The organism is Peribacillus sp. FSL P2-0133 (genome assembly GCF_037975445.1).
GTDB lineage: Bacteria > Bacillota > Bacilli > Bacillales > DSM-1321 > Peribacillus > Peribacillus simplex_E.
In genome coordinates, this window is record NZ_CP150254.1 from 2,808,322 (window position 1) to 2,822,806 (window position 14,485).

The window sequence follows — 14,485 nt, forward strand, 5'->3', positions numbered from 1 at the left end:
GGCGACCAACATTTATATAAATTTATTCCACTTGTTATTCATCGCTTTCCCCTCCTATCAAAATAGGCTCCCTCGATGGGAGCCCTCTGTTATTTGTCTTTTAATCTGAGAAGTTAGAACTCGTAGGCTGTTGAGTGTGACAATTAGAGTAGCGCCCATATCTGATGAATGCTTTTTCAAGCTCTTCCCCCTATCGGATCGCCTTTATCTTTAATCTTTTTTTGGTTTTTTTATCAAAAGCATGAACACGATAATCAAAGAAAAAGCTGATAATGCTAAAAATGGAATCGTGATAAAGCCAAGCCAGTTAATATATTCTGCACTACAAGGAACACCATTTACACATGGTTTTAATTCGGCAAAACCTGGAACTTTTTGTTCAAGGTAGTGGAAAAGAGAGATACACCAACCAATTATCGCCATTGGTAGTATAAATCTTTTTACCGAAGCGTCATTTTGAAAAGTTCCAATTCCAAGAATTAAGGTTAATGGGTACATCAATATACGCTGATACCAACATAGTTCACAAGGAATAAACCCTCGAATTTCACTAAAATAAAGACTTCCCAACGTAGCCACAACAGAAACTAGCCATGCCATATAAAGAAATAACTGTGTATTATTTGACCTTCTTGCAGCTTCTTTCATCATTTACTTTCCTCTAACTCTTTATCTATAAGGCTTTGAATCTTTTTATAGTCAAAGGGGTCTTCAAGCATCGTACCGTTTACCATGATACTTGGTGTAGATTGTACTTTAAACTCTTCAACTAATTTTTCATCCTTATTTACTTCTTCTAAACTCGTTTGGTTCTCTAAATCCTTTTGTAATTGTTGTACATCAATCTCAGGAATAGTCTTAGCTATTTCTAAAATTTTCTCATTTGTTATCCATAATCCGTCGTGATTCTCACTTGGTTGTGCTTTAAATAACTCTTTATGGAATATCCAATAACTTTCTGGATTTTGTTTATATACTGCTTCTCCAGCCAATGAACCTAGCTTGGACTCATCCCCATGAAATAACACATTTATATACGAAAACTTCACTTTGCCCGTGTCTACATAATCACTCATTAATTGTGGATAAATTGTTTCCCCCCAAGCTTTACAAGAAGGGCATTTAAAATCACCGAATTCCACTACTGTTATCGGAGCATCAGAATCACCTAACGTAGGTTGACCTTCTATTGGTGGCTGTTTATCATAAGTTGTTTCACTATTTGATTTAGATTTCATATTGTTAACCATAACTAATGCAGCCAATAAAACAAATACGACTAATGTTAGAATTACTGCAATCTTAAATGGTGAATTTTCTCTTTTCGTCATCATAGCACCTCTTTGAAACTATTTTCTAAACTTATAATCTTATTGGATACTTAACTTAAGAGTTAAATAACTCTTTCGAAAATCAAACCAGTCCTTAACATTAAAACACCCTTTGATCCGTTTATTTCTGGACGTTAATGCCTTGGCAAAAAATATAGATGATCGATTCTTAAGCTATAAGGGCTAATCATAATAATCAAATGAATTTTCTGGGTAACATATTAGAAAGCTGCCTTTTGAAAGGGAAAAGCAAAGATATAATAATGCCTCACTAATTTCACCCAAGACTATCATTTTTTACTTTTTCCTCCTCACTAACCACAAAAAACTTCCTATAACTATAAATAATAAAACAACTATGGTTAATGGTATTATGTAAGACTGCATTTTATTTTGTTCAGATTCTTGTTTTGATGGCGTAATTACTTCTTTTTCTTTAACTTGTGCAGTCTCTTTCTTTTGATCTTTCGAAGGAATTTCAGCCATAGGACTATTAACAGTGAAAGAAAAATGACCATCTATCAGATGTCCATCTTCACCTATTATCGTCCAGTTAACTTTATAATCTCCGTTCTCTAAAGGCTGAAGGAAAGTAGCCCATATTTCATCGTCTTCGATTACGAAATTCCCAAGTGGAATAGATTCTCCTTTTGAATTTAAAACAGTAATTTTACTTGTCTGTTCAACTTTGGTTCCAAAAATTAAAGTTACCTCTTGAATGGGCTTTGCTATTACTTCACCCTCTTTAGGTGTTGACTCTTTCAGTGAAGTGTGTGCGAATGCTTGATTAGAACATAAAAAGTACAGGATTAAAAATAATACTGAAACCTTTTTAGTCATTCAATAAACTCCTTTTCATTAATTATGTAATTATTTAATATTGTTTGACACACATATTAGGCGTTGCTAATATGATAATAACAAAACACATTAGCTCTGTCTAATATGTTCGGAGGTAAATATATGCAAAATATTGATATCGATATGAAAGTTAAACTAATCCATGGATTTTCTAATAAAACAAGGATTCAAATTCTCGAAAGTATAAAAAACGAAGAAAAAACGGTGTCCCAAATTGTAGAAGAGATTAGCGGTAATCAATCTAATATTTCTCAACATCTTGCGTGTTTAAAAGGTTGTGGAATTATTGTGGGGAGGAACGAAGGAAAATACAGCTATTACAGTTTACGAAATCAACATATACGAGATTTATTAACGATGTTTGATACAGTTCTTGGAGATGTTCAAAATGATGTTGCATGTTGCGATCGTCATATAGATTAGGGGTGATTAAATTGGATGAACAATGTTGTGGCTCAAATAAAATGAATGAAAATAAAGAGGAAAATGGTTGTAGCGCTTCTGATATATCAATCGCAAAACTAGAGAATTCAAGTTGTTGTTCAAGTAACCATCATTCAGTAGATGGTATTAACCCAGTACCTATTTTAATTCAAAAAAAAAATAATTGTTGTAGCAGTAATTCATCGAAGGAAACCGTTAATGAACTAGAAAAAATAAGCTGTTGTAGCCCTTCCCCTACAAGTGACAATAAGCAAAAAACTAATGCTTGTTGTAATAGTGAAACAACAGAAGATAAAATTTCCGTGAAAACAAACTGTTGTAATAGTAATGATCCACGGACAAAAGATACAATCTCGAATTCTCTTCCTCCTGGCGAGAAGATGGCATATAGAGTGCATGGAATGGATTGTCCTGCATGTGCAAAAACCATTGAAAAAGGTTTAAGCACATTAAAGGATATAGCTGAAGTAAAGGTTAATTACAGCACAGCGAAAATGCAAGTTGCAGCCAGTAACGCTGATGCCTTTATCCCGATTGAGAGTGAAATCAAAAAACTCGGATTTTCTATTGAACCTTTAAATCAAAATGGTAATATAAAAACATTTGAAATTGAAGGAATGGATTGTGGTACTTGTGCTAAGAGCATTGAAAACCACTTAAATACCCTTCCATCCGTTAAAAATGTCAGCGTTAATTTCTCGACTGGAAAAATGAAAATCGAACATTCCAATAGTGTTAAAGATATTATGACTGAAGTTTCTAAAATCGGATTTAAAGCTTCCTTACCATCAAACAATCAGTCGATACAGACTCATAAAAATAAAAACGAAAATGGTTTAGTGATCTTATCTGGTGTACTAATAGCTCTTGGCTTTATCGGTTCATTTAATGGAGTTTCTACAATGATGTCCTCAATACTTTACGCCATTGCAATGGTGATAAGTGGGGCTAAGCCAGTTAAAAGTGCATTCTATGCAATAAAAAGTCGTTCACTGGATATGAATGTCCTAATGTCTGTTGCGGCTATTGGAGCTGCTCTAATCGGTGAATGGCTTGAAGGTGCCACCGTTGTTTGGTTATTTGCAATCGGCAATTTACTACAAACAAAATCAATTGAACGAACAAGGAATTCGATTCGTAATCTTATGGATTTAGCTCCCCCTGAAGCTTGGATCTATGTTGGCTCAGAAATCATTAAAAAACCAGTTGAAGAAATAAATGTCGGTGACATTATCTTTGTTAAACCAGGTGATAAAATTCCATTAGACGGTGAAATTATTCAAGGTGAATCAAGTGTAAATCAGGCACCTATTACAGGAGAATCAATTCCTATCGATAAGAATATTGGTGATACAGTATACGCAGGAACTATAAATGAAAATGGTTCTCTTGAGATTAGGGTCACTAAGTTAGTGGAAGATACGACTATATCAAAAATTATTCACTTAGTTGAAGAAGCACAAGAACAAAAAGCACCAACAGAAGCATTTGTAGATAAGTTTGCAAGTATTTATACACCTGTTGTATTTATTTTAGCAATGGCAGTTATGGTTGTACCTTCACTCCTTGGATTTGGCACTTGGGGAGAGTGGTTTTATAAAGGACTTGAAATACTAGTTGTAGCTTGTCCTTGTGCTTTAGTCATTTCTACTCCTGTTGCGATCGTATCAGCTATTGGAAACGCCGCAAAGAACGGAATATTAATTAAGGGCGGAACGTTTTTAGAAAAAGCAGGTGCCATCACGGCCATTGCATTTGATAAAACAGGAACTTTAACGGAAGGAAAGCCTAAAGTATCAGAAATTAAAACGATAAACGTATCAGAAGAGACATTACTGTCCATAGCATTAACACTAGAAGGTTTCTCAACACATCCTATTGCAAAATCGATTGTTCGTTACGGCAACGAAAAAGGAATCCAACCTAAAAATGGTGAGTTATACAAAAGCATTGTAGGAAAAGGCGTTCAAGCTACAATTCAAGGAGATATTTTTTACGCAGGTAATCTAAAGCTATTCGAAGAAATGAATGTATATTTAGAGGATATAAAAAAACATATTCATGAAATACAGAACAAAGGGAAAACAGTAGTTATAATAGGGACACAAAATCAAGTTATCGGGATTATTGCTGTTTCTGATACAATACGGGACAATTCAGCATCAGCTTTAGAAGCATTAAAACAAAGTGGAGTTAATCAAACGGTCATGTTGACTGGAGATAATGAAGGAACCGCTAAAATGATTGCTTCAGAAGCGAATGTTAATCGTTTTTTCGCAGAATTATTGCCAGAGGATAAAGTAGATGCCATAAAAAAATTACAAAATGAAGGTCATAAGGTGGCAATGGTTGGAGACGGTATTAATGATGCGCCAGCACTTGCAACAGCAGATTTAGGTATCGCTATGGGTGGTGCAGGAACTGATACCGCGATGGAAACAGCTGATATTGTTTTAATGGCTGATAATCTTGATAAATTATCTCATACAATGAAGTTAAGCAAAAAAGCTTTAACGATTATTAAACAAAATATTTGGTTCTCTATCATTATTAAAGTCCTTGCGTTGGTCTTTATATTCCCAGGTTGGCTTACACTATGGATGGCTGTATTAAGTGATACAGGTGCAGCCTTAATTGTTATTTTAAATGCAATGAGATTGTTAAAATTTAAAGAATAGATATTTATGAGATGTTTCTTGATAAGAAACATCTCATTTTTTTATAATTAGAATTTTTAAGAAAAAACTGCTTTAAAGACAGCTTCGATCTTAAGCTAACAAATCGTTAGCCATCTACAAATCGCATTTGTTTTTAAATAACTATTAGTTGCCTAAACCACAATTTAAATAAAAAAGCCTGTCTATTTAACATAATTGTTATGCAAATTTTAATGATTCAAATCCATGATTCGTTCCAACTTGGATTACCAACTCAAAATAAAAAGCTATTCAAAAAGAACGTACGTTCGTTTGTAATCTAAATAAGGAGTGATTTAGATGACCATTCGAAATAGAGGTAATATTAAATGGACCAGTCTGATGCTACCTGAACATATAAAAATGCTACGGCATTATTTTGACGAGGAATATTACGATGAACCCGAACCCGTGTTGGATGAACAACACCTGGAGGAGATGAATGATTTAATTGCTGCTTCGATGGAGTTTACTTTTCCGATTTCTTTTACGCTATACCAGAATAATCGGCTGAGTAACGTAGAAGGATTGGTGCATTATGTGGATCAAATGAATGGACATTTACGAGTGATTGATGTGTACGAACGAATACATAGAATACCTTTTTCAACGATTAAGGGGGCGAAAAAGATCTAAATTAAAGTTTGTAAAATAATTAACTTTAATACAGTAAATTTGCTTGTAAAGATAAAAAGATAAAGAGCATAAAAAGATAAACATAATCAAGAAATTTCAATATATAATACTTCTAATCAATGCATCCCATCTCATCAAAAAGGAGATAAAACCAACTATGAAAAAGGTGCATACTTTTAGTTTGTATATCTTTGGTATTCTGTTGCTTTTTTTGCTTTTGTTAATTCTTTTGGAAATTAAAAAATTAGATGAGGGAATTTTCCTTCAAGGCATAGAAGGAAAACTTTTTGACATCAATGAAGGAATACGAGAGATAACTACTGATTAAAAGCATAATTTCCGCAGTACTCCTGAAGAAATATTATCACGACAATGTACTACATGGTCATGAGGACTAATCAACTTGGTTAGTCCTCATTATTTTCATTTGGTGAGTACATTTTGCTCATCACATACCAGCTTGAATAAGGGTTTACAACCCTCACATAGTACTTCAAATATTTAATAAACAGAATATTATGAATATCAGAAGGTTTTACGATGAATAACATTTAAGGTTTTTGGTTCCTTTTGACTTTGCATTAAGAAGCTTTGACTTCTTGCCAAAATTATCATAAAGGAAATCCTCCATTTCCAGATGGGTCCAGATTGTTTAGTAGATTTAGGGGGGTGTTAAAAGATGGAATGGTTTACTTTTTTTGTTTTTCCAGCATTCACTTTAGGTGGAATAGCTTTAGGGATCTCCCTTCACTCAATCAAAAAAATAAAGAACATGGAAAGGAGAGTTGAGGAATTAGAAAATAAAAATAAATAAATCTATGACTTTGAACCTTGCCTATTGCAATCTCCACTTTAACAAGACTTTCTTCAGTTCAACTCCACTAAATGAATATTTAGCGATGAGAACCGCCCAAGACTACGTTGAGGACCTGAAGTTACTACAAGACGTGGAAGCAGTTGCCTTGGCCATAGAAAATCAACAAGCGTTCGCTTTATTGTCTATATTTAAATTGGACTATAAAGCTGCTGAAGAAATTGAAATCGCACTATCCGTCAATGGTTATACGGAAGCCGAAAATTGAGATGGATAATCAGTTCCTAAGGTAAACAATGTTTATGGAGGTGACCATGTGACAAAGTTGCGAATCATTTTATCAATTCCGTACTTGTTATTTGCAATTTTCTTTTTCGTGGTAGGAGACATTCCAAGTTACTACCTTCTTGTAATAGGGTTCTACGCACTGTTTTGTTCCTTCCTTTTGGACTTTTTGAATAAAAAAAGGAAAAAATGAGTCCTGGGTATACCCTGTTTCAGGGTATACCTCACCCATTGACAGCCACCTTAAGCCATTCCTATGCACCCTTTAGCCATCCATGAATCGCAAAAATCGGCGATTCACCACAAAGAATGAAAATGGTTAGGAAGTGTCAATACTGATACTGACCTTAATCCAGTCAACCCTAATCCATAGACTAATTAATTAACGCTCTCCCTCTTTTTTTAAACGATTGAGCAGGGTCTTCTTAAGTATTGTCATTTTTATTTTTAAAGAAACTTATTTTCATGCTAGTTGTATAACTATTTATTTTCCAAAGAAAAAGAAATACAGTGCTAATAAATATATACAAATATATACCCAAGAACCCATTATCAAGAAAAAATTAAAACACCCTTTATTTTTTCTATTTAGTATTACATTTAAAATAGCCACTATTACCACTAAAATATATAAAGGTGCTATCGCTAATTTTGAGATAAGTTCTGGAAAGGGCATTTCCATTAATTTGTCATCCACATTATCTCCCCCTAACTTAAGTCTAATATTAGCCTAATTATCTAATTCCTTGTTCAACTAACCTCCCTCTATAAACATTGATGTATCAACGGTTTGCACCACTCGGTGTATTAGGGGAATTATTTTTTCATTCTACTTTTAAACAGAGTATTGAAATTCTGGTTTTTATTACTAAATTGAGCGTACGCTTCGCTAAAACTAATGGAAATCATTAGCTATTTTCTCCACTTTGTGATGCACAATAGATCTCTGCGAAACTTATGATGACGTACCCTCCCATGTCTCTTAGCGTCATTTGCGCTTACATTCCTTCGTTCGGTCTATTCATAAGGCAGAGGCCTGCTAAGCTGCCCCGGGGACTCTTGGTCTTAGTTTAGTAATGTTGCTGGCTTCTCCGTGTCATCCTTCTTGTTATAAATCGATAGTTAGAAATGCTTACGCTGCCTCTGAGAGGCAGTAGAGATCCTTCATCATATTCTGCTCATTAAAATGGACTTTCTTTTTACAAATACCATGCAATACTTTCAACAATTTACCACAGAGTACCACCATCGATTGCTTTCCGCGTAAGGGATTTTGTTGGCGTGTTGTGTAATATTCATGAAGCTGTTTAAACCCCTCGTTGTGACGAATGAGTGGTACTATTACTTTGAAAAGAATATATCTAAGTCGCTTTCTTCCTCGTTTGGAGATATGTTTTTGTCCCTTATGTTGACCAGATGAGTTTTCACGTAATGTTAATCCCGCTAGTTTAATCAATTGGCGTGGATTTTCATAAAGTGAAAAACTTCCAACTTCTGAAAGCAAATCAACAATGGTTGCATCTCCTAATCCAGGAACTGAAGCCAGCAGCTCATATTCCATAGTTGTTTGGGCCATTTCGGATAATTGACTATTCACAGATTCAATTTCGTTTTCTAGTAAGCGATACTGACGCAGGAGCGTGGCAATTTCATGTCGGGCCATCTGTGTCCCTTCTGTCAGTCCAATTGAGTTCGTCGCTGCTTCAATGAGTAGCTTTGCTTTTGGTAGCTGTGGGGCTCTCATTCCCTTTACCTTACGGTAAAGAAAGACAAGCTCCTCAGCACTTTTTCCATCGATATCCTGTGGCAACGGAGTCATTTCCAATGTAGCTAGAGCCATCTTTCCGAAAGCCGGAAAGACTTGAGTAAACTCGGGAAAATAACGATCAAGCCAACGAATGATCCGGTTTTTAATACTCGCTAAATCTTCCGTTAACTTTGAACGAAGAGTAGATCCGATACGAAGTTCTGCTTCTACTTCTTTTAATAAACGTGGATAGCTAAAACGCCCATCTTTCAATAAACGAGCGATGACTAATGCATCTTTTTTATCGTTCTTTGTCGGTAAATTATCGTCCAGTTCCTTCGATCGTTTGACATGCATTGGATTCACCATGACTAGTGGTATGCCGTAATGATCTAAGAAATTAGCTAAGTTCATCCAGTAGTGGCCTGTTGGCTCAATTCCAACAATTACTTCTGTTTTCTTAGCTTCCTTCATCGTTTGACGAATCTTTTCATACAGGTGTTCAAAGCCCTCTTTTGATTGATGTACTGCGAAGGCTTTTTCTATCACGCGCCCTCGTTCATCAACAAAACAAGCGTAATGAACACGCTTGGCAATATCCATACCAACAACGAGTGTATTTTCAGTAACTTGATTAATTTTTTCATTCCATTTAAACTGCATAGAGAAGTCCTCCTTGTTTGATGCTGAGTCAATGGTCGTTGACACTCATGCATCATACAAGAGGGCTCTTTTTCTTTCAAGACTTCGAACATCCTTCTAACAGGAATGCTGCCCCGATAGTTCCATAAAGAAAAAGCTGCCTTAAAGACAGCTCTGATCTTCAGCTAACGCACCCGTTAGTTCATTAAGGGAATTTTAAAATCACCTTTTAACATCTCTAAACAACAAAGATGACTGCAATTCCTGTAAAAGAAGCAATACTTAAAAACAACATCATTCCAAAATCCAGTTCTTTTATCTCTTTAAAATGATCCCGTATCAAATAAATTAAAGGTATTGCAAAAAGTGTTGGAATAACTTTACCTGCTTTTACCAAAAATATCAGTAAAAAAAATACTTTCCATTGAACCCATTACTAGACCACTTAAAAGAAACAAATAAAAAAAACATAAGAAAACTCGAATACTAGCACCTCCTACAAATTACCCTACTTTTTCTGTTACCGTTCTTCAACTAACCTGCCCCTTTAGTGCCATAAGAAAAGGTTGCGGCAGCAACCCTTTGTTAAACTATCGACCTTTTAGTTGAAGAATGGTTAATTAAAACTTAATGTTTAATAATTCTTTCATTTCAAGAAGAACTTCAGAATGTTTTTCTTTTGATAAATACATCATTTTCTGTTCTGCTCCATTTGTTTCTTGCTTCTTTCCGTTCGGTTCTTGAAACATAATCCTTCCATCACTAAAAAAATTTATAGTATATACTTTGTTATCCATGGTTTCCTTATCGGATAAAACAAAAAAGTAATTCCCTTTTTTATTTAATTCTTTACTCTTCTCCAATAACTCCTTATTAGGAGGTTGCACAACTTCCATTTTGTTCACTTTTTCTATAAAAGCCTGTATTTCATTAATATCTGTAATGATCTTTGAAGTTGACTGGGAAGTTACCCCGTCCTCATCAACACCTTGCACTAATAAAGTTGTATATTCATCTTCATTAGGTATCTCCAAAATTCCACTTTTCGTTTTTGTAGTTTCTAAACTACAAGCATTTAAGAATATTATCATTAAAATGCACATAGAAAACATCTTGAAAATCCTCAAATTTCATCCCTCCATTTCTTCCTTCTACAATATATGTAAATTGAAAAAGTATCCATATTTAGTGAACTAACCTGCACCGTTAGTTGCATAAGGGTACTTTCTTCTCTAATTTGAATGTATGATTTGTATAAGAATCTTACATTCAAAAGACCACCAATTTGGTGGCCTTCTAAATGAACTAAGACACTCGTTAGTTAATAATGTGTTTATATTTTAATTGGCTTCAAATGGTAACTTTCTAATGTCGGAAACATCCGTGTGTTCGAAGTTAATCACTTCGAATCCATTCGGTGCAGCCTAGGTCCTTCATAAGGATTATGTTTTATTTGTTTTTCTTTTTTCAATTTCTTTTTTCACCAAAGGAATTACCTTTTCTTTTACTGCCTTTTGTACTTTTGGATCATTTATTAATTTTTTAAATTTGTCTTTCAACATTCATACCTCCGATTTATTAAATTTGGGATTTAACTAATATGGAGTTGTGTCCTAAAAGGAATATGATTCTGCTATCATATGAAAATTGTACCCTAAAGAATACATTGTGTCTTGCAGGAGCCAGACAACCAAATGTGAAAGAAACAGATTAATTGGTATACTTTAATTTTATTATTTCGGATATATAACCTTTAATTCATCATGATAAAAATTAAAATAGATAAATTACTAATATCGTAACCCATTACAATGCAAATAAATCCTGGAACGATTTCATGCTGAATCTAAATAAAAGGTAATTATAGTAAAAAGAAAAAACTCACTTAAAGATAGCTATCATTTTCAGCTAACACACCTGTTAGTTGTAGAAAGATTTTAAAGCCATGGACTTATGCTCCACTAAAAACTTATAGGGGCTTCTTCACGAGTACAGGTCAGGTATTTTCGGGATACAGCATTAAAATATCCTACATCAATAATTGCTTTTTCTCCTTTATCAGGGCATTGAATATGCGTCAGCTGAAGTGATTCATTGATGATGACCAAGTCTATTGCGTCCAATTCCTTTTTGCAGCACGAACATTTTACAGCTAGTAAGTTTTCTTTTTCCATTAAAGATGCCCCCTTTTGATAAATAGGTATTCTTTATTTCTAGTCGCTAATCCTACCAGTTCACATAACTGTCAAAAATTTCTTTTTCCATAAGTGTTCAGCTGGATCTTCATAGCTTGTTCAACTAACCTGTCCCGTTAGTGCCATAAGAAAAAGCCGCCTTAAAGACAGCTCTGATCTTCAGCTAACGCACCCTTTAGTTGAATAAGAATTCATTGTGGCTATTACCAAGAAGATATTACAAAAGCTTCAACCAATCGGCTTCCGTCCATTACTCACCGATACATTGGACGAAGCTCTTGAGGACTTCAATCTTTAACTGGAAATAAAAAAAACCTACTCTTTTCGAAAAGGGTTCTTCTTTTGGTTATGTTTAAAAATAGTGTTGAAAATTAAGCGATTTTTTAAGGAATACTGTGACATATTTATACGAGAATTGCTCGAGAGTTTAAGAAAACGTTTAACCAAACATTACTAAGATGTTTGGTTGGTCATTAAAGCATTCAAATAAAGTAGGAGCATCAATAAAATTAAAACCGAACATTCCTTAGCTAAAGAATGTTCGGTTTCCTAATCCATAAATTTTCTTGAAGTAGCTTTACTATCTAGATGCTTTCCTGATACCTCATACCATAAACAATTCATTATCAAAGCATTTCTGATGTTGTAATTACCTTATATGTACTGGCATGATGCTAAAGAAATCTCTTTTATAATAGAGGTTGTGAAGGAATGTACTTAAAGTAACCAGGCGATTTAGTGTAATAATGCAGTTACCCAACCAGCGTGCGGCTTTTGATTAAATCAGTATATAAACATAATCAATTGCCTCTCAAAATGAAAGAATCTCCAACAGAATGCTGGAGGATTCTTAAGATTATTTTTAAAACTTATCCGGAAACTGCTTTATAACTCCCGCAGAGATAGTATCCGCCATTAAGATTATATGTGTGACCCCTTCGTCAATTGAAACGATTCTTCCGTTCCAATTTTTTGCTAAGCTTGTAGATAAATCATTTGTCACTAATTTCAAATGCATATAAAGCAAATTTTTTAGATCTTCATTTTTCAAATAGGGGTTGGCACCGCTAAGGAAAGCTGCTATTTCATCAGCATTTCTATACCATTCTTTGTTTAGCTGTTTCACCAAGACTTCATTTCCGCTTTTAGCCGCATCTACAATCTTTCCCGCAATAACAATATGCTCCTTAAGCAAATTCGTAAGTTTGTTCCCAGCTTTTTCTCCGTATATTGGCTTTATAGCATTTCCAATATCCTCCTGATTTTTCAGAAGCCTAGCCAATACCTGTTTTTGATCCTCCGCTCCAGCTGTTGTTGCACTTGTAATGTAATTACTTGTCCACAAAACATGATCAATCCAAAGTTTCCTGAATTCATTTGCGAACTTTACCTCAGATTGACTAACACTTTGTACCTGCGGTTTAGCGTATACACTGGTTGTTCCAGACACCATGCTTAGAGGAAATAAAAAAATAAATCCCATCAACAATAATTTTTTCATAACACCATCTCCTTCCAAAGTTTAATAACACCTTTTTATTATTGATATATAGGATTTTAATATTCATAATAATGGTTCTACTTCACATGGTCCTATGTAAGCTGTTTTTTATAAGATTAGGTCATTTATCATAGTATTAATACACGGACACTACAACGTCGCAATTTGTGCTTAAAATATGATGAACTAATGTTTAAATTACTTGAAACTTCAAGAATGAGACGCCAAGAAATAGTGGGTGTAATTTAGGAGCAAGTTAAATTTGACATAAAAAAGCGCCTTTCTCAGGGGTGCTAAGCTGGTTATTTATAGTTAATAAATTGATTCCCTTTATATAAGACAGTGAATGTTGGTTTTACCCTTTTGATATAGTGCAGGAATCAACGTTACATTCTTTTAAAGCATTATCAATCAATGAAAGCTGATCATCAATCATTGATAAGTAGAAAATATGATAGTCATTTATTTGTTCCTTTAACTCCAACAGCAGCGTTTTGTCCCTTAGTACAAGGAAAATCTCTTCTGGATGTAACATATCACTTCTCCTTTTAGGTAAGATATTACCTTTTACCCTAATTATTACAATTATTAACTTTTAAGCGGATGTTTTGTATCATATTTCACAAGGAATATTTAGAGGGAGTTACTAAACTGTCCGAAGACAATAGGTTAGTTAAAAAAACCATGCAACTGAGTTTCATAAGGGAGTGGCTGAAGAAGCACAACGATAAGTATAAAGAATATTTATAAAAAAAGGCTGTCGTATATTAGCCTTTAACGTCGAAAATGTCCCCTTCTTACATTGTTGTGTTAGACTTAATATATAAAACCATATTTTCTTGGGGTTTTTTGACTTTTATTAATCACACTTCTATAAGGGAAGGAGTATAAGAAATGGAGAAAATCAGCGTTTTTCTGGATGACTATCGGAAAGCTCCCGATGGCTATGTGTTAGTCGAGACTATTGACGAATGTATAGAGCTATTGCAAAACTTTGATATTGAACACCTCTCTTTGGACCATGATTTATTAAATAAAACTAGGAATGGTTTTATGCTTGTTCAAAAGATGGTCAAAGAAAAACTTTTTGCTAACCGCATCACTATTCACTCTGCCAATTCAGTTGGCGGTAAAGCAATGTATAACTGTTTAAAGCAAGCACAACGGAATTTAACAATGCCCCCTGCCATTATTGTTTCCTTACGCCCCCTGCCCCTCAAATTCTTCCCGTCAAAGGTTCTGCAACATTATATAGATATAAGGTAAACTCTTCTCAATTACATTTCATAGAAGAATTATACGATGCTTTTGAGATCGTATTGCGGAAACGATT

Annotated in this window: 16 protein-coding genes; 7 read left to right on the forward strand and 9 right to left on the reverse strand. The window is 34.3% G+C overall.

Annotation, left to right across the window (positions count from 1 at the left end):
- Window positions 1-210: 210 nt before the first annotated feature.
- From MKY17_RS13495 to MKY17_RS13505, 3 genes are all read right to left on the reverse strand, one after another.
- Entirely contained in the window at window positions 211-648 is a 438-nt protein-coding gene (locus MKY17_RS13495) for a disulfide oxidoreductase (protein ID WP_339202378.1), read from the reverse strand.
- The gene (locus MKY17_RS13500; RefSeq protein ID WP_339202214.1) at window positions 648-1,331 is read right to left on the reverse strand and encodes a DsbA family protein; all 684 of its coding nucleotides are present in this window, start codon (window positions 1,329-1,331) and stop codon (window positions 648-650) included. The genes MKY17_RS13495 and MKY17_RS13500 overlap by 1 nt, the downstream gene beginning before the upstream one ends.
- A 297-nt stretch (window positions 1,332-1,628) precedes the next feature.
- Complete coding sequence (locus MKY17_RS13505; protein ID WP_339202216.1) at window positions 1,629-2,171, reverse strand: copper resistance protein CopC; 543 nt, start codon at window positions 2,169-2,171, stop codon at window positions 1,629-1,631.
- Between the two features lie 123 nt (window positions 2,172-2,294).
- Here MKY17_RS13505 and MKY17_RS13510 point away from each other — a divergent pair, with 123 nt between their 5' ends.
- From MKY17_RS13510 to MKY17_RS13535, 6 genes are all read left to right on the forward strand, one after another.
- Window positions 2,295-2,615, forward strand: coding sequence for a metalloregulator ArsR/SmtB family transcription factor (locus MKY17_RS13510; protein WP_098372355.1), 321 nt, complete (start codon window positions 2,295-2,297; stop codon window positions 2,613-2,615).
- Window positions 2,616-2,656: 41 nt separating this feature from the next.
- The gene (locus tag MKY17_RS13515; protein WP_339202380.1) at window positions 2,657-5,314 is read left to right on the forward strand and encodes a heavy metal translocating P-type ATPase; all 2,658 of its coding nucleotides are present in this window, start codon (window positions 2,657-2,659) and stop codon (window positions 5,312-5,314) included.
- Between the two features lie 318 nt (window positions 5,315-5,632).
- Window positions 5,633-5,968, forward strand: a complete 336-nt coding sequence (locus MKY17_RS13520; protein WP_339202220.1) for a YolD-like family protein — start codon at window positions 5,633-5,635, stop codon at window positions 5,966-5,968.
- A gap of 157 nt (window positions 5,969-6,125) precedes the next feature.
- A complete protein-coding gene (locus tag MKY17_RS13525) occupies window positions 6,126-6,296 on the forward strand; it encodes a hypothetical protein (RefSeq protein ID WP_339202222.1) in 171 nt (56 codons plus the stop codon).
- Window positions 6,297-6,647: 351 nt separating this feature from the next.
- A complete protein-coding gene (locus MKY17_RS13530; protein WP_283902636.1) occupies window positions 6,648-6,782 on the forward strand; it encodes a hypothetical protein in 135 nt (44 codons plus the stop codon).
- An 85-nt stretch (window positions 6,783-6,867) separates the two neighbouring features.
- Window positions 6,868-7,050, forward strand: coding sequence for a hypothetical protein (locus tag MKY17_RS13535; protein ID WP_339202225.1), 183 nt, complete (start codon window positions 6,868-6,870; stop codon window positions 7,048-7,050).
- A gap of 501 nt (window positions 7,051-7,551) precedes the next feature.
- Here MKY17_RS13535 and MKY17_RS13540 read toward each other — a convergent pair.
- From MKY17_RS13540 to MKY17_RS13565, 6 genes are all read right to left on the reverse strand, one after another.
- Window positions 7,552-7,764 (reverse strand): hypothetical protein, encoded by a 213-nt coding sequence (locus tag MKY17_RS13540; RefSeq protein ID WP_098372358.1) that lies wholly within the window; start codon window positions 7,762-7,764, stop codon window positions 7,552-7,554.
- Window positions 7,765-8,199: 435 nt separating this feature from the next.
- Window positions 8,200-9,477 (reverse strand): IS110 family transposase, encoded by a 1,278-nt coding sequence (locus MKY17_RS13545; protein ID WP_289314804.1) that lies wholly within the window; start codon window positions 9,475-9,477, stop codon window positions 8,200-8,202.
- A gap of 599 nt (window positions 9,478-10,076) precedes the next feature.
- Entirely contained in the window at window positions 10,077-10,583 is a 507-nt protein-coding gene (locus tag MKY17_RS13550; RefSeq protein WP_339202226.1) for a hypothetical protein, read from the reverse strand.
- A gap of 834 nt (window positions 10,584-11,417) precedes the next feature.
- Window positions 11,418-11,630, reverse strand: coding sequence for a hypothetical protein (locus MKY17_RS13555; RefSeq protein ID WP_098372361.1), 213 nt, complete (start codon window positions 11,628-11,630; stop codon window positions 11,418-11,420).
- Window positions 11,631-12,513: 883 nt separating this feature from the next.
- Window positions 12,514-13,152, reverse strand: a complete 639-nt coding sequence (locus MKY17_RS13560) for a glycosyltransferase (protein WP_339202228.1) — start codon at window positions 13,150-13,152, stop codon at window positions 12,514-12,516.
- Window positions 13,153-13,507: 355 nt separating this feature from the next.
- A complete protein-coding gene (locus MKY17_RS13565) occupies window positions 13,508-13,687 on the reverse strand; it encodes a hypothetical protein (RefSeq protein ID WP_141994468.1) in 180 nt (59 codons plus the stop codon).
- 359 nt (window positions 13,688-14,046) lie between these two features.
- On the opposite strand from MKY17_RS13565, the gene MKY17_RS13570 reads away from it, so the two are divergent.
- Window positions 14,047-14,418, forward strand: coding sequence for a cyclic-phosphate processing receiver domain-containing protein (locus MKY17_RS13570; protein ID WP_098372364.1), 372 nt, complete (start codon window positions 14,047-14,049; stop codon window positions 14,416-14,418).
- The last annotated feature ends 67 nt before the right edge of the window (window positions 14,419-14,485 follow it).